The sequence below is a fragment of the Aquabacterium sp. genome, from assembly GCF_041915145.1.
GTDB lineage: Bacteria > Pseudomonadota > Gammaproteobacteria > Burkholderiales > Burkholderiaceae_C > Aquabacterium.
In genome coordinates this window covers 34,582-51,631 of sequence record NZ_JAYSBZ010000009.1, presented here as the reverse complement: position 1 = coordinate 51,631, position 17,050 = coordinate 34,582, and the positions used below count along the sequence as shown (strand labels likewise).

Below are 17,050 nucleotides of genomic sequence, written 5' to 3'. Positions count from 1 at the left end.
CGATCAGCGAATGTTCAACGCGCGATCAGGCTTGAGCGCGACGCTTGCGAGCCACGAAGCCCAGCGCGCCCAGGCCGGCCAAGGCCAGCACGCCGACGCCCGGCTCGGGCACGGCGCCCATGGTCTCGTAATAGAAGATCAGCCCGTTGTTGTTGTTCGTGTCGAAGAACGGCGCCGACACCATCACCTTGGCGAAATTGCCGGCGTTGGTCTTGACCGCGAAGACGTCACCGAAGGTCAGCTGATTGCCGACATTGCTGCCGTTGATCTGGCCCAGGCCGTAGGACAGGCTTTGCAGATTGGCCAACGACAGGCTGGCGAAATTCACGGCGCCGAGGTTGACGATCTGGGCACCGTTCTCGGGCACCACCGCACGAGTCGTGGCTGTGAACTGCTCCCAGAAGATGTCCATCCCGGGGTCGGTGATGAAGTTTCCTTGGGTGCCGGTATCGAAATCGAAGCTCCAGGTGCCGGTGACATCGGCGACGCCCGACGACACAATGGCCGCCGACGCCGCAACCGGCATTGCAGCAGCCACGACGACTGCGCCCAGAACCTTGGTCAGGGTCTTGTTCATATGCTCATCCCGCTTTGATTGATTTGTTGGGGCCGACGCACGGGTGAATACCGTGCATGCAGACCAAGCCGAGACTAAACCCGACGATGGCGCTCCACACCCCTCAAACAAGGGGTCAACCCCCATCAGGCCCATCGAAATCGTATGCAGATGCAACCAGCCCGGTTTGCGCACCTTCAAGGTGCCTCCGAGAGGCTTCAGGAGACCGGGCGGCAGTCGCGCAGCCAGGCCAGCGCCCCCTGCCCGGCGGCCCGTCCGGTGGCGAAGCTGGCCGTGAGCAGATAGCCGCCGGTCGGAGCCTCCCAGTCGAGCATTTCGCCGGCGCAGAACACACCGGGCACGTCGCGCAGCATCAAGTTGGCATCGACGGCGTCAAAGCGCACCCCGCCAGCGGTGCTGATGGCTTCGTCGATTGGACGTGGTGCCGCCAGGCTCAAGGGCAGCGCCTTGAGCGAGCGGGCCAGCGTCGCCGTGTCGGCCAGCTGCTCGGGCGTTAACAACTCGTGCAGCAGCGCCATCTTCAAGCCTTGCACACCCAACCGGCTCTTGAGGTGGGTGGACAAGCTGCGCGAGCCGCGCGGGCGGCGCACTTCGGCCAGCACCTGCTCGGCGCTGTGCGCGGGCAGCAGGTCGAGCGTGATGGCCGCCGTGCCGCGCGCCTCGATGGCGTCGCGCAGGCGGGCCGAGAAGGCGTAGACCAGGCTGCCTTCGATGCCGGTTTCGGTGAGCACGAACTCGCCTTGCTGGCTGTGGCAGTGCCCGGCTTCGTCGACCCAGCTCAGCACCACGGGCTTGATCGGCTGCCCGGCGAAGCGGGTGCGCAGGTGCTCGCTCCAGCCCGCACGCCCTGGCGCGGTGGGCGCCACATCGAACCCGCAGTTGGCCGGCCGCAGCGGCGCCAGCGTCACGCCACGCCCGCGCAGCAGCGGCACCCAGGCGCCGTCCGACCCCAAACGTGCCCAGCTGGCGCCCCCCAAGGCCAGCACGGTGGCGGCAAAGCGCTCGCGCCGTTCGCCGCCTGGCGCGTCAAAGCGCAAGCTGCCATCGTCCGCCCAGCCCAGCCAGCGGTGACGCATGTGAAACCGCACGCCGGGGCCGCCGCCGGCCGCAGCCGGCTCGCGCAGGCGGTGCAGCCAGGCCCGTAGCAGCGGCGCGGCCTTCATGTCGACCGGGAAGACGCGCCCCGAGCTGCCGACGAAGGTGGCCACGCCCAAGCCGGCCGCCCAGTCTCGCAAGTGCTCGGGCGAGAAGGCGCGGATCAGCGGCTCCAGCGACGCCCGCCCGGCGCCGAAGCGGTCGAGGAACGGCTCGATGGATTCGGAATGCGTGAGGTTGAGCCCCCCCCGCCCGGCCAGCAGGAACTTGCGGCCCGCCGAGGGCATGGCGTCGAAGACCTCGACCTGCGCGCCCCCGGCCTGCAAGGCTTCAGCCGCCATCAGACCGGCCGGGCCGGCGCCGATGACAGCCACGCGGGGGGCGCCCTGCGGCGCCGGCGAAGTGGAGGTGGCAGACGAGACGATGGCGTGAACTCCCGCGATCAGGGCTGACGGGTGTAGGCCGGATCCGGCACGAAGCTGCTGTCGCTCACGGCCTTGATGCCGAGGCTCTTGACTTCGTAGCTGTAGGTCAGCAGGGCGCCGGTGGCGCTGCTGCGCGCCATGTCCTGCGCCTTGTCGGCCATCAGGCCGCCCAGCAGGCCGCTGACCGAGGTGGGCGTGCCGCGCTTGGCGGAGGAGCCGCCCGCGTCGTCGGCGCACGCATTGCCCTCGGCATTCCAGGACAGCGTGAGGACGATGGGGTAGCCATGCACCTTCTTCATCTCGGTGGCCCAGGCCGCCAGCCCCTTGGTGCCGCCGGGCGCGCGCATCAACCCGCCCAGCGAGGCCATCACGTCGCGCGGCACGTAGTGGGCAAAGGGGTGATCGGTGGCGCCCAGCGCCGCCAGCCAGCGGCGTTGAAAGGCGTCCTGCACACCGCGCACGTCGCGCACCGGGCCCGCTTCGGGCGTGGTCCACATGTCGAGCACGACGCTGTTGACGGTGCCGCGCTTTTGCTTGTCAACCATCTCGACCGTCCAGGTGACCAGAAAGCGTTCGGTGCCGAATGCGTTGATGGTCTTGCGCTCGCCGGTGGCCTGCACCTTGAACTCGTTTCGCTTGAGCGTGAGCGGGCAGCTGGACTCGGCCGGCTCCTCGGCACGCTCGCGGCGCGCGGGCTTGTCGGTGCTGGTGGAACGCGGCGGCGTGCAGCCGGCGAGCGGGCATTCGCGGTAGGTCTGCTTGGCCGGATGCAGCGTCCAGACCAACTTCTTGTCGAGCCGCACGATCTCGCCGCTGCGCGTGTCGCCGACCATGGCGTTCAGCAGGCGGTTGTCCAGCCCCATGACCGAATCGGTGCGACGCATGTCGGCGCGGGTTTCGATCAGTTGCTGACCGCGCATCACCGGCATCACCCGGCCGTCGATCGAGTAGCTGGTGAGCTGCACGGCCGTGGCCGCATTCGGCGGCGCGAGGCTGGGCTCGGGGAGCGTGGCGCCGCTGGTGGGCGCGGCAGCCGGTGCCGCGGTTGGCGCGCCCGACTGGGCCGGCGCATCGGACGAGCCCGGCAGCTTGGGCACGGCGCAGCCCGCCAGCAAGGCGGCCGACAGGACGATGAGCGAATGAGAACGGTGGTTCATGGGCACCTCTACAGAAAGCGTTCGAGCAAACGTTGCGAAGCGCGATCGAGCGCGAAGCGATCACGCACGAAGAACTGCACGCCGTGGCTGCTGGCAATCAGCAACCGACCCTGGCCGAGGCGGCGGATGTCGTCTTCGCTCTTGAGCACGAAGTGTGTGTCGCCCCGGTCGGTTTCGACATCCCAAGTGCTGGGGGTGGAGAAGGTGGACACATGTTTCAGGCGCAGCACCTCGGGCGCGAATTCGCGGCTGGCCAGCTCGTCTTCGAGCAGGCGGCGCGGGGCGTCCGGCAGCGCGGACAGGCGCTCGATCCAGAGCAACTCGTGCCCCTCGGTGCTGACCAGGGACACGCCCTCGTCGGGCGCGCCGATCGGGAAGGCCCGCACCGGCGTCACCCCCGCATGCCGCTCGCCGGCGGCGCTGGTGTAGAGCAGCTTGCCGAAGGCGTCGCGCTCGATCTGGAATGTCGCAAGGCTCATGGCGCCCCCTCTCAAGACTGACCCGCCGGGTGGGCAGCGTGCAAGCCTCCCCCCAGCAGCACGCGACCTTCGTCGTCGCCCTCGCCCTCGACGCGGCGCGCCTGGGCTTCATACAGGCGCCAGTAGGCGCCCTGCCTGGCCATCAGCTCGTCGTGCGGCCCCACTTCGACGACCTCGCCACGGTCCATCACCACCAGGCGGTCGGCCTTGCGCAGCGTGGACAGGCGGTGCGCGATGGCGATGGTGGTGCGCCCCTGCACAAGGTTGTCGAGCGCCTTCTGGATCTCCTGTTCGGTCTCGGTATCGACCGCCGAGGTGGCTTCGTCGAGGATCAGGATGCGCGGGTCGATCAGCAGCGCGCGGGCGATGCTGATGCGCTGGCGCTCGCCGCCCGACAGGCCCTGGCCGCGCTCGCCCACCAGCGAGTCGTAGCCGTGCGGCAGCCGCAGGATGAACTCGTGGGCATGCGCGGCGCGGGCGGCAGCCACGATCTCGTCGCGCGTGGCATCGGGCTTGCCGTAGGCGATGTTCTCGGCGATGGTGCCGAAGAACAGGAAGGGCTCTTGCAGCACCAGGCCGATGTGGCGGCGATAGTCGGCCACCTTGAAGCGGCGCACGTCGGTGCCATCGACCAGGATGGCGCCGTCCGTCACGTCGTAGAAGCGGCAGATCAGGTTGACCAGCGTGCTCTTGCCCGAGCCGCTGTGGCCCACCAGGCCGATCATTTCGCCGGGGCGAATGCTCAGATCGAGCCCGTTGATCACGCCGCGGTTGCCGTAGCGGAAGCCGATGCCGCGCATCTCGATCTGGCCCTTCAGCGGGCCGGTGGGCGCGGGCTGGGTGGGGTCGGGCACGTTCGAGACGTGGTCGAGGATGTCGAAGATGCGCTTGGCCCCGGCCGCCGCCTTTTGCGTCACCGAGACGATGCGGCTCATCGAATCGAGCCGCCCGTAGAAGCGCCCAATGTAGGCGATGAAGGCCGTCAGCACACCGACGGTGATGTGCTTTTGCGAGACCTGCCAGATGCCGAAGGCCCACACCACGAGCAGGCCGATCTCGGTCATCAGCGACACGGTCGGCGAGAACAGCGACCAGGTCTTGTTGAGCCGGTCGTTCACGTCGAGGTTGTGGCGGTTGGCCTCGCGGAAACGCGTGGCTTCACGCCCCTCTTGCGCAAACGCCTTGACCACCCGGATGCCCGGGATGGTGTCGGCCAGCACGTTGGTGACGTCGCCCCACACGCGGTCGATCTTCTCGAAGCCGGTGCGCAGCCGGTCGCGCACCACGTGGATGAGCCAGCCGATGAAGGGCAGCGGCAGCAGCGTGACGATGGCCAGCCAGGGGTTGATCGAGAACAGGATCACCGCCGTCATGACGATCATCAGCACGTCGGTGATGAAGTCGAGCGCGTGCAGCGACAGGAAGACGCTGATGCGGTCGGTCTCGGAGCCGATGCGCGACATCAGATCGCCGGTGCGCTTGCCGCCGAAGTAGTCGAGTGACAACTGCAGCAGGTGCTCGAAGGTGGCGGTGCGCAGGTCAGCCGCGATGCGCTCGGACGCCAGCGCCAGGATGTAGGTCTTGGCCCAGCCCAGCCCCCACGACAGCAGCGCGGCCAGCAACAAGCCGCCGAGGTAGAGCCCAACTACCCAGGGGTCGATGTGCTGCCCGTTCTGGAACGGGATCAGCACGTTGTCCATCAGCGGCATGGTCAGGTAGGGCGACACCAGCGTGGCGGCGGTCGAGCCCAGCATCAGGGCGAAACCGGCGAACAGCTCCTTGCGGTAGGGCTTGGCAAAACGCCACAGGCGCAGCAACACCCAGGTGGACGGCGGCGTGTGCAGCTCGCGCGTGCAAACCGGGCACTCGTCGCTGTCGGGCGGCAGCTGGGCCTTGCAGGTCGGGCACAGCGAGGTGTCCGGCCAGGCCTCGGCCGCCCCGGTCTGCGCGCTGGCCTGCTGGCGCTCGAACTGCTCGACGAAGCGCATGGCCTGCACATTCACTTCGAGGGTGAAACGCCAGGCGGCCAGGCGCTGGCGGGCATCGACCAGCTCGATGGTGCCCACCCCGGCGTGGTCGAAATGGCGCAAGGCCAGATCCGGGCTGAGCGGCCACTCACTCCACTGGTCAGCCCCGGGTTCTCGGGCCAGCAGGCGCCGGTTGGTGAGCACGAGCAGGCCGCGTCCGAAACGAAGTTGACCGCTCAGGTCAACCTCCAGGCTGCTTGAAACGTTTTCACCCGAAGCAAGCGTGGCTTGCACGGAAGCGAGCAAAGCGTCGCGCTCCGGGTGGTGGGCGCCATGAGCGGCCCGGCCCTGAGCGTCAACAGGATGGTGATGGTGCATTGTGTTGAGGTGAGGCCAGCAGGCCGCGAGCGAGATGCCCGTTTCGTCAGACGGGCGATTTTCGCCGATGCCGCGGCCGCGGCACAGGCACAATTTCGGATTGCCTCGCGCCGGGCCGGTCGCCACGCCCCCCACCCCGCCGCGCCCCGTCCCGCCGTGCCCCACCCAGGTTTCTCAGCCTCGTTGAACATGACCAAGAAAAACGACCTCCAGCTGTTGCGCATCAATTACCTGCGAGGCCCGAACATCTGGACGTACCGCCCGGCGCTCGAAGTCTGGCTCGACCTGGGCGAGCTCGAAGACTGCCCGTCCAACCTGCTGCCCGGCTTCACCGAGCGCCTCGTGGCCTTGCTGCCCGCCGTGGCCGAGCACCACTGCGGCGTGGGCGAGAAGGGCGGCTTCATGCAGCGCCTGGTCGAAGGCACCTGGGCGGGGCACATCCTCGAACACGTCGTCATCGAGCTGCTCAACCTGGCGGGCATGCCCACCGGCTTCGGCCAGACGCGCAGCACCTCGCAGCGCGGCGTCTACCGCATGGTGTTCCGCGCCCGCGACGAGCAGGTGGCGCGCACCGCGCTGGCCGAGGGCCACCGCCTGCTGATGGCCGCCATCAACGACGAGCCCTTCGACGTGGCCGCTGCGGTGGCCGCCGTGCGCGACAAGGTCGACGACTGCTACCTCGGCCCCAGCACCGCCTCGATCGTGGCCGCCGCCACCGACCGCAGCATCCCGCACATCCGCCTCAACGAGGGCAACCTGGTGCAGCTCGGCCACGGCGCGCAGCAGCGCCGCATCTGGACGGCCGAGTCCGACCTGACCAGCGCCATCGCCGAAGGCATCGCCCGCGACAAAGACCTCACCAAGACGCTGCTCAAGTCCTGCGGCGTGCCGGTGCCCGAGGGCCAGGTGGTGTCCAGCGCCGACGAAGCCTGGGAGGCCGCGCAGGACATCGGCCTGCCGGTGGTCGTCAAGCCCAGCGACGGCAACCACGGGCGCGGCGTCGCGCTCGATCTGCGCACCCGTGAAGACGTGGCCGCCGCGTTCGCCATTGCCGAGAAGCACGGCAGCGACGTGCTGGTCGAGCGTTGCGTGCCCGGCCACGAGCACCGCCTGCTGGTGGTGGGCGGCCGGGTGATCGCCGCCGCGCGGGGCGAAGCCGCCTGGGTGACCGGCGACGGCCACTCGACAGTGCGCCAGCTGATCGACGAGCAGATCAACACCGACCCGCGTCGCGGCCTGACCGAAGACTTCCCGCTCAACAAGATCCTGGTCGACGACGACGCCAACGTGCTGTCCGACCTGCAGCGCCAGGGGCTCACCCCCGATGCCGTGCCGGCCACCGGCCGCCCGGTGCTGATCCAGCGCAACGGCAACGTCTCGATCGACTGCACCGACGACGTGCACCCCGAGGTGGCGCACACCGTGACGCTGGCCGCCCGCGTGGTGGGCCTCGACATCGCCGGCATCGACCTGGTGGCCGAAGACATCTCGAAGCCGCTGCAGGCCCAGGGCGGCGCGGTGGTCGAGGTGAACGCCGGCCCCGGCCTGCTGATGCACCTCAAGCCCGCCGAGGGCATGCCGCGCCCGGTGGGCCGCGCCATCGTCGATCACCTGTTCCCCGACCAGGACAACGGCCACAGCCAGGGCCGCATCCCCATCGTCGGTGTGGCGGGCTCGCAAGACACCCACCTGATCGCCCGCATGGTGGCGTGGCTGATCCAACTCAGCGGCCGGCACGTCGGGCTGGCCTGCCGCGAAGGGCTGTTCCTGAGCGGCCGGCAAGTGGAACGTTCCAACGGCGCCAACTGGGCCGCCGGGCACCGCCTGCTGATCAACCGCGAAGTCGAGGCCGCCGTGATGGAAAACGGCGCCGAAACCATCTTGCGCGACGGCCTGGCCTACGACCGCTGCCACGTCGGCGTGGTCACCGATCTGGGCGGCGCCGAACGCCTGGGCGCGTTCGACATTCAAGAGTCCGACCAATTGTTCAAGGTGCTGCGCACCCAGGTGGACGTGGTGCTGCCCGAAGGCGCCGCCGTGCTCAACGCGGCCGATGCGCGGCTGGTCGAGATGGCCCAGCTGTGCGACGGCGACGTGATCCTCTACGCCGCCGACGGCGCCCACGCCCACCTCGCCGAGCACCGCGAGCAGGGCGGGCGCTGCGTCTTCATGAAGCACGACCACCTGATGCTGGCCACCGGCAGCGACGAGACCCCCTGCGCCGACCTGGCCAAGATCCGCCGCCGCCGCACCTCGGGCACCGCCGAATCCAACGAGACCCTGCTGGCCGCCGTGGCCGCGGCCTGGGCGCTGGGCATCGGGCCCGAGCTGATTGCCGCCGGCATCGAGACCTTCGAGCCCGACATGCCCGCCCGCCCGGCCACCTTCGCCAGCGCGCCCTGAGCCGCCGGCCCCTGGCTCCCAGATAGACACCGTCGCCACCGATCACGCCTTTCGCCTCGACATATATGGACGTATCCCGCATCCGAGCCCTGCGCGGCCCCAACCTCTGGAGCCGCCACACCGCCATCGAAGCCATCGTGGCCTGCGAGCCGCAAGAGCGCTCGGTGGCCGAATGGAGCGGCTTTGAAGCCCGCCTGCGCGAGCTCTTTCCGGCCATCGGCGCGCTGCGCCCCGACGGCCGCCCCGGCCAGATCTCGCTGGCTCACGTGCTCGAAACCGCCACGCTGGCGCTGCAGGCACAGGCCGGCTGCCCGGTCACGTTCAGCCGCACGGCCTCGACCGTCGAGCCGGGTGTCTACCAGGTCATCGTCGAATACAGCGAAGAACCGGTGGGGCGGCAAGCGCTCGATCTGGCGCGCAAGCTGATCGACGCCGTCGTCAACCAGACCGACTTCGACGTGGACGCCGCCATCGCCCAACTGCGCGACGCCGACGAAGACGTGCGCCTGGGCCCCAGCACCGGCTCCATCGTGGACGCCGCCGTGGCACGCGGCATTCCGTATCGCCGCCTCACGCAAGGCAGCCTCGTGCAGTTCGGCTGGGGCTCGCGCCAGCGCCGCATCTGGGCCGCCGAGGTGGACAACACCAGCGCCGTGTCCGAATCGATCGCGCAAGACAAGGACTTGAGCAAGCGCCTGCTGCAGGCCGCCGGCGTGCCGGTGCCCATCGGCCGCCCGGTGACCGACCCCGACGACGCATGGGTGGTGGCGCAAGAGATCGGCCTGCCCGTGGTGTTGAAGCCGCAGGACGGCAACCAAGGCAAGGGCGTGACGGTGAACGTGGCCACGCGCGAGCACCTCGACATCGCCTACAAGGCCGCCGCCGAGATCGGCGAGGTGATGGTCGAAAAATACCTGCCGGGCAACGACTTCCGCATGCTGGTGGTGGGCGACAAGCTCATCGCCGCCGCCCGCCGCGACCCGCCGCACGTGATCGGCGACGGCGTGCACACCGTGCGCCAGCTGGTCGACAAGGTCAACGCCGACCCGCGTCGCGGCGAGGGCCACGCCACCTCGCTGACCAAGATCCGCTTCGACGACATCGCCATCGCGCGGCTCGATGCGCAAGGCCTCCAGCCCGAATCCGTGCCTGAAAAGGGCCGCCGCGTGATCCTGCGCAACAACGCCAACCTCAGCACCGGCGGCACCGCCACCGACGTGACCGACGACGTGCACCCCGAAGTGGCCAAGCGCGCCGTGGCGGCCGCGCAGATGGTCGGCCTGCACGTGTGCGGCGTCGACGTGGTCTGCGAGACCGTGCTGCGCCCGCTCGAAGAGCAAAGCGGCGGCATCGTCGAGGTGAATGCCGCGCCGGGGCTGCGCATGCACCTGTCGCCCTCGTTCGGCAAGGGCCGCAACGTGGGCGAGGCCATCATCAACCACCTCTACGGCCACGGCGACGATGGCCGCATCCCGGTGGTGGCCGTCACCGGCACCAACGGCAAGACCACCACCACGCGGCTGATCGCGCACCTGTTCGCCACCAGCGGTCTGCGCGTGGGCATGACCAACACCGACGGCGTGTACGTCGAAGGCCGCCAGATCGACAGCGGCGACTGCTCCGGCCCCAAGAGCGCCCGCAACGTGCTGATGCACCCCGACGTGGACGCCGCCGTGTTCGAAACCGCGCGCGGCGGCATCCTGCGCGAAGGCCTGGGCTTCGACCGGGCGCAGGTGGCGGTGGTCACCAACATCGGCGCGGGCGACCACCTCGGTCTCAACTACATCACCACGGTGGACGACCTCGCCGTGCTCAAGCGCGTGATCGTGCAGAACGTGGCCGCCAACGGCTATGCCGTGCTCAACGCCGCCGACCCGATCGTGGTGGCGATGGCGCCCAAGTGCCCCGGCCAGGTCATCTACTTCGCGCCCGACCGCAACCACCCCGTGATGGCCACGCACCGCGCGCAGGGCAAGCGCACCGTCTACGTGGACGGCGACCACATCGTGGCCTCCGAGGGCGCCTGGCGCGAGAGCGTGGCGCTGCGCGACATCCCGATCACGCGCAACGGCACGATCGGCTTCCAGGTCGAGAACGTCATGGCCGCCGTGGGCGCGGCCTGGGGTTGCGGCCTCGATTGGGACGAGATCCGCGGCGGGCTGGCCAGCTTCGTCAACGACGCCGACAACGCGCCGGGTCGCTTCAACGTGATGGACTACCGCGGCGCGACCGTGATCGCCGACTACGGCCACAACCCCGACGCGATGCGCGCGCTGGTGGCGGCCGTCGAAGCGATGCCCGCCCACCGCCGCTCGGTGGTGATCAGCGGCGCGGGCGACCGCCGCGACGACGACATCCGCGAGCAGACCGCCATCCTCGGCGGCGCGTTCGACGACGTGATCCTGTTCCAGGACGCCTGCCAGCGCGGTCGCGCCGACGGCGAGGTGATCGCGCTGCTGCGCGAAGGCCTGAAGGACGCCGCGCGCACCCGCCACGTCGAAGAGATCTACGGCGAGTTCATCGCCATCGACCGGGCGCTCGACCGCCTGCAGCCGGGCGACCTGTGCCTGGTGCTGGTCGATCAGGTCGACGAGGCCCTGGCCCACCTGGCCGCGCGCGTCGAGCAGGCCGCAAACTAGCGCACGCCCGAGCCCCGCCGAGTCACGTTGCCTACACATTCAGCGTATACACTGCGGGCTCGGCCGAGGGTGGAGGGTGGCCGCAACCAGCTTGTCGCAGCGCCTCGCTGAACCGGCACCGGTCAGAGTGTTCGCCCCGACCAGATTGAGGTTCCGCGGCACGCCCGCCGCCTGATTCGTTTTCCGCACACCAGCCTGGCCGCGTGGGCCAGCACGAAAGCCTGACGATGCGACTGCGCCTGCGCATGTTGATCACATTGATCCACGCCCTTTTCTTCCGCTCCCGAATCGGCGTCTTCGATACGTCCGTCGTGAATCTGGTCGTGTGGCCGAACGACGTGGACGTCACCCAGGTCACCAACGACCGCTACCACGCCTACATGGACATCGGCCGCTTCGATTTCATCGCGCGCGCCGGCCTGATCCCGACCATGGCGCGCAGGGGCTGGGGGCCGCGCTCGCGTCAGGCCATCATCCGCAACCGCCACCCGCTCAAGCTGATGCAGCGCTTCCAGCTCCACACCAGCCTGCAGTGCTGGGACGAGAACTGGTTCTGGTTCAAGCAGGAGTTCGTCTACAACGGGCGCACCACCTCGATCTCGTACAGCAAGGTCGGCGTATCGACCAAAGGCAAGATGGTGACGACCGCGATGGTGCTGGCCGCCGCGAATCAGCCGGCGCAAAGCCCCGACTGGCCTTTGCTGAAGCAGCTCGACGCGGTCGAGGAAAGCCTGCGCCTGCATCAGCGCTGAGCCGCCCCGGTCTCGATCGACAGACTGCCGTCAGTCTGCCGGGGTAGCCTTGCGGCCCGCAGCGCCAGCCTGGTCGAATGCCGACAGGCCGCCGGCGTAACGCACCGGCACTCGTCAGACGCAAGCCCTGGACCGCGATGAACCGCAACCGACATTTCTTTCCGCGCCAAGTCATGGAAGCGGGCGGCAACCGCTGGGACTGGGCGCTGCTGCCCCTGGTGCTGGCACTGCTCGTCTTGCTGGCCTACGGCGCCGCGCAGATGACGCACCCGTATCAGGTCGGTGCCCCGCTGCTCGTTTCGCTCGACCCCACCGCGCTGCCCTACTACCTGCTGCGCACCACCTTGCGCATGTTCATCGCGCTGGCCTGGTCGCTGCTGTTCGCCTGCGCCTTCGCCGCCCTGGCCACCAGGTTCCGCGCCGCCGAGAAGGTGCTGGTGCCGATGCTCGACATCCTGCAGTCCATCCCGATCCTGGGCTTCTTGTCGATCACCGTGACGGGCTTCATCGCGCTGTTCCCCGGCAACCTGTTCGGCGTCGAATGCGCGGCGATCTTCGCGATCTTCACCTCGCAGGCCTGGAACATGGCCTTCAGCCTGTATCAGTCGATGCGAACCGTGCCGGGCGAGCTGCACGAAGCCGCGCGGGTGTTCCAGCTCTCGGGCTGGCAGAAGTTCTGGCGGCTGGAGATGCCCTTCGCCATGCCCGCGCTGCTGTGGAACATGATGATGTCGATGTCGGGCGGCTGGTTCTTCGTGGTGGCCTCCGAAGCCATCTCGGTGTCGAACCAGAACATCAAGCTGCCGGGCATCGGCAGCTACATCGCCACCGCCATCGAGGCGCGCGACATGGGCGCCATCGCGTGGGCCATCCTGACCATGCTGGTCGGCGTGCTGCTGTACGACCAGTTGTTCTTCCGCCCGCTGCTGGCCTGGGCCGACAAGTTCCGCTTCGAGGAAACCGGCGGCGAGACGACGCAGCAGTCGTGGCTGCTGGTGTGGCTGCGCCGCACCGAGCGCCTGCAGCAGTGGGGCACCGCGCTGGGGCGCCTGCTCGATCGCAGCTTCGTGTGGTTCAAGCGCGATTTCGATGGCACTTCGATCCGCGCCCGCCAGCAGTCGTTGCACGTGGGCTTCGAGCGCGCCTGGGACGCCCTGGTCGCGGCGCTGGTGCTGTTCGCCACTTGGCGGCTCATCACCTTCATTCACACCGAGGTCGGCTGGGCCGAGGTGGGCCATGTGTTCGTGCTCGGCTGCTACACCCTGCTGCGCGTGCTGGTGCTGATCACCCTGGCGGCGCTGGTGTGGGTGCCGGTGGGCGTGTGGCTGGGCATGAACCCGAAGGTGGCGGCGCGCACGCAGGCGGTCGCGCAGTTTCTGGCGGCCTTTCCGGCGAACCTGATGTTCCCGGTGGCGGTGGTGGTGATCGTCAAGCTGCACCTCAACCCGCACATCTGGCTGTCGCCGCTGATGATCTTCGGCACGCAGTGGTATCTGCTGTTCAACGTGATCGCCGGCGCCTCGGGCGTGCCCACCGAGCTACGCTACGCCGCGCAGAACTTCGGCCTGACCGGCTGGCTCAAGTGGAAGCGCTACCTGCTGCCCGCCGTGTTCCCGAGCTTCGTCACGGGCGCCATCACGGCCAGCGGCGGCTCGTGGAACGCCAGCATCGTGTCCGAGTACGTGACCTGGGGCGACACCACCTTGCAGGCCGACGGCATCGGCAGCTACATCGCCCACATGACGGCGATCGGCGACTTCCCGCGCATCGCGCTGGGTATCGGCGTGATGTGCATCTTCGTGATGGGACTCAACCACTTCGTCTGGCGCCGGCTGTATCAGCTGGCCGAAGACCGCATGCATTTCTAAGGGGCCACGCATGAACACCCCCATCCTCGAACTCAAGGCGGTCGGCAAATCGTTCCGCCGCGCCGACGGCAACCCGCGCGCCGTGCTGCAAGACGTCGACTTCACGCTGCGCGAGGGCGAGATCGTTGCGCTGCTGGGCCAGTCGGGCTCGGGCAAGTCGACCCTGCTGCGCATCATGGCCGGCCTGATCGGCGCCGACGCCGGCAGCGTCACCTACCGCGGGCAGCCGCTCTACGGCCCGGCGCGGGGCGTGAGCATGGTGTTTCAATCGTTCGCGCTGTTCCCGTGGCTCACGGTGCAGCAGAACGTCGAGCTGGGCCTGGAGGCGCGCGGTGTGAGCGCCGACGAGCGTGCCGAGCGCGCCACCAAGGCGATCGAACTGATCGGGCTGTCGGGCTTCGAAGGCGCCTTGCCGCGCGAGCTGTCGGGCGGCATGCGCCAGCGCGTGGGCATCGCCCGGGCACTGGTCGTGCAACCCGAGGTGCTGTTGATGGACGAGGCCTTCTCGGCGCTCGACGTGCTCACCGGCGAGCGGCTGCGCGAAGACATCCTGGAGCTGTGGGACGGCGGGCAGATGCCGACCAAGGGCATCCTCGTGGTGTCGCACAACATCGAAGAGGCCGTGATGATGGCCGACCGCGTGCTGATCTTCGCCAGCGACCCCGGCCGCGTGCGCTTTCAGATGAAGATCGGCCTGCCGCGCCCGCGCAACGCCGACAGCCGCGAGGTGCGCGCCCTGATCGACGAGGTCTACGCCCTGATGACCGCCGGCTCGGGCCGCGCCGGCCGCAGCGGCGGCGAGGCCCCGCGCCTCAACCTGGCCGACCGCCTGCCGCTGGCCGACATCAGCCGCATGGAGGCCATTCTCGAACTGCTGCACGGCGACCCCTTCAACGGCCGCGCCGACCTGCCCAAGCTGGCCGAGGACACCGAGCTCACCGACGACGAACTGCTGCCCGTGGCCAGCGCGCTGGCGCTACTCGACTTCGCGCAGGTCGAGCGTGGCGACCTGAGCATGACGGCGCTCGGCCAGCGCTACGTCGAGAGCGACAACGCCCAGCGCAAGCTGCTGTTCGGCCGCCAACTGCTGGCCCGCGTGCCGCTGGCGGCGCACATCCGCCACAGCCTCGAACAAGAAGAATCGGGCGAGCTGCCCGAGAAGCCCTTCCTGAAGCTGCTGCGCGAGGGCATGGATGCGCCCGAGGCCGAAGAGGTGCTGAAGGTGGCCATCGAGTGGGGCCGCCACGGCGAGGTGTTCGAATACAACTACAACACGCGCCTGATCCACTTGCCCGAGTGAGCCCGGACAAGTCGGCGCCGTCGAATCACTGGTCTTCGTCGGCGCCGGTGAAGTAGTAGTCGAAGGCGCCGAGCCGCTCGGCATGCGGGGCGGCCATGTCCACGAACACCGGGCTGGACTCGCGTGGCGCAAAGCCGGCTTCGGCCAGCGCCGCGCGCACGTCCGGGTGGCCGAAGAACGACAGCGACACCGTGGCACAGCCGGCGCGATCGGCTTGCCGCTGCACCCGCAGCAGCAGTTGCACCAGCAACGGCCGGGCCTCTCGCGGCGAGCGAGCATCGACCAGAAAATCGCGCACCGCGACCGTGGATGCAGCCGCGCCGAAATCGAAGTCGCACACGGCGTAGCCCAGCAGGCGCTCGGTGCCGCGCTCGACCAGGGCCAGGAAGCGCGCCGCCCCGGCCGGCCGCGCGACAAAGCGCCAGTTCAGGAAACGGCTGTCGCGCGCGCCCATCAGCACGCCGGGCCAGGCCGTGCGCTGCCACAGGTCGTCGAAGCGCGCGTCGGCCTGATCCAGCCAGACGGCATCGACCCCGCGCAGCCGCAGCAGGCGCGCCCAGGTGCGGGCTCGTTGCAGACCGTTCACCGCCGGGGCCGCCAGCGCGGCCAGCCAGGACGGCATCACGCGGGCCAGGTAGGTTCGCCAGCGCAGGACGCGGGCATAGCGCACGAAATCATGGCGCTGGGTGAAGCCGATGCGCTCCACCACCTTGACGGCCTTGGTGTTGGGCAAGCCGTAGAGCACGTCGAACTGATCCATGCCCGACTGCCGCACCGCCCGCTGCAACTGCAACGCCGGGAACAGCGTGCGATGCGCCGCGTCCACCGCCAGATCGACGCGGATGCCGGCCCGCACGGCTTGTTCACCCAGCCGCATGCGGCGCCCGCCGTTGGCGGCCACGCCGACCGGCTGCGCCTCGGGGCCATGGCACAGCAGCAGGACCGTCGGCGCCCCCTCGGGGTGCTCGGCGTAATACCACTGGAACTTCGCCGCCAGCGCATCGGGCGCCCCGATGTTGTCGCGCCAGAGCTCGATGATGGTGTCGCGCTCGGCACCCGCGTTCGCCGGGCGAACCGTGTATCGAGGCGCCGTGGCAGGCGCGGGCGACACATCCGTCATGGCCGGCCTCCCTGCCCGCCTGACGCGTCAGCCGCGCTCGCCGCAGGCCGGCTTGCAGATCATCTCGACGCGGCCCAGGATGCGCTTGGTTTGCAGCGCGTCCATCGGGCGATGCTGGCCGCACTTGAAGCAGGACCGCGTGTTGGCCGCCTTGCCAAACGGCGAACCGCCCGCCTTGGAGCGATAACGCAGACCATCGTCGTTGATTTGAGTCGTTACGGGTTTGTTCATGGCTCCATTTTCGCCGATTTGGCGACGAGCCCCGCGCACATCAGATCCAGCATGGTTCGATAGCGCGACAAGAGCAGCTCGCGCGGCCAGCTCATGCGGGTCTGCGCGATGAAACCCAGGTACAGCGAAAACAGCGCATCGGCCACCGCCGCCCGATCCACGGGCAGGAACACCCCCGTCTCGACGCCTTCGGCGAGCACGCCTTCCATCATCGCCACCGAGTCGCGGTGGATGGACGCGAAGGGCTCCTTGACGACGAGATCGGCGTAGAAATCGGTGTCGGCATGGATGAGCGCCAGCAGCTCGTCGTGCCCCAGCAGGTACTCGAAGGCCGACAGCGCCATCGCCCGCAGGCGCTGTTCGGGGCCGCTGACCTCGATCGCGGCGTCGCGCACATGCTGCTGCCACTCGCCCAGCGCCCAGGCGGCGGTCTTCTCGAAGAGATCCTGCTTGTTCTTGACGTAGAGGTACAGCGCGCCCTTGGTCAGCCCCAAAGCGCCCGCAATGTCTTCAACTGTCGTCTTTTTGTAGCCATATCTTGCAAACAGCTGCAAGGCCGTCTGCAAGATCTGCTCGCGTCTATTACCACCTGCCAACGGGATACCCCTGTGATCCACCCGCTGGACAAACGCGGGGGCCTGTTTCTAGAATTTGAACAA

13 protein-coding genes are annotated in these 17,050 nt (G+C 68.9%); 5 read left to right on the top strand and 8 right to left on the bottom strand.

Features of this window, described 5'->3' with window-relative positions:
- Window positions 1–25 precede the first annotated feature (25 nt).
- From ACE3SS_RS03160 to ACE3SS_RS03140, 5 genes are all read right to left on the bottom strand, one after another.
- Window positions 26–751 carry a PEP-CTERM sorting domain-containing protein gene (locus ACE3SS_RS03160; protein ID WP_374591295.1) on the bottom strand — a complete coding sequence of 242 codons (726 nt, stop codon included), beginning with the start codon at window positions 749–751 and terminating at the stop codon, window positions 26–28.
- Window positions 752–774: 23 nt separating this feature from the next.
- On the bottom strand, window positions 775–2,046 hold the full coding sequence (locus ACE3SS_RS03155; RefSeq protein WP_374591260.1) for an NAD(P)/FAD-dependent oxidoreductase: 1,272 nt from the start codon (window positions 2,044–2,046) through the stop codon (window positions 775–777).
- Between the two features lie 68 nt (window positions 2,047–2,114).
- Complete coding sequence (locus ACE3SS_RS03150) at window positions 2,115–3,254, bottom strand: hypothetical protein (RefSeq protein ID WP_374591257.1); 1,140 nt, start codon at window positions 3,252–3,254, stop codon at window positions 2,115–2,117.
- An 8-nt stretch (window positions 3,255–3,262) separates the two neighbouring features.
- Window positions 3,263–3,733 carry a DUF1854 domain-containing protein gene (locus ACE3SS_RS03145; protein ID WP_374591254.1) on the bottom strand — a complete coding sequence of 157 codons (471 nt, stop codon included), beginning with the start codon at window positions 3,731–3,733 and terminating at the stop codon, window positions 3,263–3,265.
- Between the two features lie 11 nt (window positions 3,734–3,744).
- Complete coding sequence (locus ACE3SS_RS03140; RefSeq protein WP_374591251.1) at window positions 3,745–6,078, bottom strand: ABC transporter ATP-binding protein; 2,334 nt, start codon at window positions 6,076–6,078, stop codon at window positions 3,745–3,747.
- A 189-nt stretch (window positions 6,079–6,267) separates the two neighbouring features.
- Here ACE3SS_RS03140 and cphA (ACE3SS_RS03135) point away from each other — a divergent pair, with 189 nt between their 5' ends.
- The 5 genes from cphA (ACE3SS_RS03135) (at window position 6,268) to ACE3SS_RS03115 (ending at window position 15,040) form a co-directional block, all read left to right on the top strand.
- The gene (cphA, locus tag ACE3SS_RS03135) at window positions 6,268–8,481 is read left to right on the top strand and encodes a cyanophycin synthetase (protein WP_374591248.1); all 2,214 of its coding nucleotides are present in this window, start codon (window positions 6,268–6,270) and stop codon (window positions 8,479–8,481) included.
- Window positions 8,482–8,546: 65 nt separating this feature from the next.
- Entirely contained in the window at window positions 8,547–11,120 is a 2,574-nt protein-coding gene (gene cphA / locus ACE3SS_RS03130; protein ID WP_374591245.1) for a cyanophycin synthetase, read from the top strand.
- A 245-nt stretch (window positions 11,121–11,365) separates the two neighbouring features.
- The gene (locus ACE3SS_RS03125; protein WP_374591242.1) at window positions 11,366–11,872 is read left to right on the top strand and encodes a thioesterase family protein; all 507 of its coding nucleotides are present in this window, start codon (window positions 11,366–11,368) and stop codon (window positions 11,870–11,872) included.
- Between the two features lie 137 nt (window positions 11,873–12,009).
- Entirely contained in the window at window positions 12,010–13,740 is a 1,731-nt protein-coding gene (locus tag ACE3SS_RS03120) for an ABC transporter permease (RefSeq protein WP_374591239.1), read from the top strand.
- Between the two features lie 10 nt (window positions 13,741–13,750).
- The gene (locus ACE3SS_RS03115; RefSeq protein ID WP_374591236.1) at window positions 13,751–15,040 is read left to right on the top strand and encodes a nitrate/sulfonate/bicarbonate ABC transporter ATP-binding protein; all 1,290 of its coding nucleotides are present in this window, start codon (window positions 13,751–13,753) and stop codon (window positions 15,038–15,040) included.
- A 25-nt stretch (window positions 15,041–15,065) separates the two neighbouring features.
- Here the strand turns inward: ACE3SS_RS03115 and ACE3SS_RS03110 are convergent, their stop codons facing one another.
- The 3 genes from ACE3SS_RS03110 to ACE3SS_RS03100 are packed head-to-tail and all read right to left on the bottom strand — an operon-like array spanning window position 15,066 to window position 17,008.
- Window positions 15,066–16,160 carry a hypothetical protein gene (locus ACE3SS_RS03110; RefSeq protein WP_374591233.1) on the bottom strand — a complete coding sequence of 365 codons (1,095 nt, stop codon included), beginning with the start codon at window positions 16,158–16,160 and terminating at the stop codon, window positions 15,066–15,068.
- A 27-nt stretch (window positions 16,161–16,187) separates the two neighbouring features.
- Entirely contained in the window at window positions 16,188–16,391 is a 204-nt protein-coding gene (locus ACE3SS_RS03105) for a hypothetical protein (RefSeq protein ID WP_374591230.1), read from the bottom strand.
- A complete protein-coding gene (locus tag ACE3SS_RS03100) occupies window positions 16,388–17,008 on the bottom strand; it encodes a TetR/AcrR family transcriptional regulator (protein WP_374591227.1) in 621 nt (206 codons plus the stop codon). Before ACE3SS_RS03100 ends, ACE3SS_RS03105 begins: the two co-directional genes overlap by 4 nt.
- Window positions 17,009–17,050: the final 42 nt, after the last annotated feature.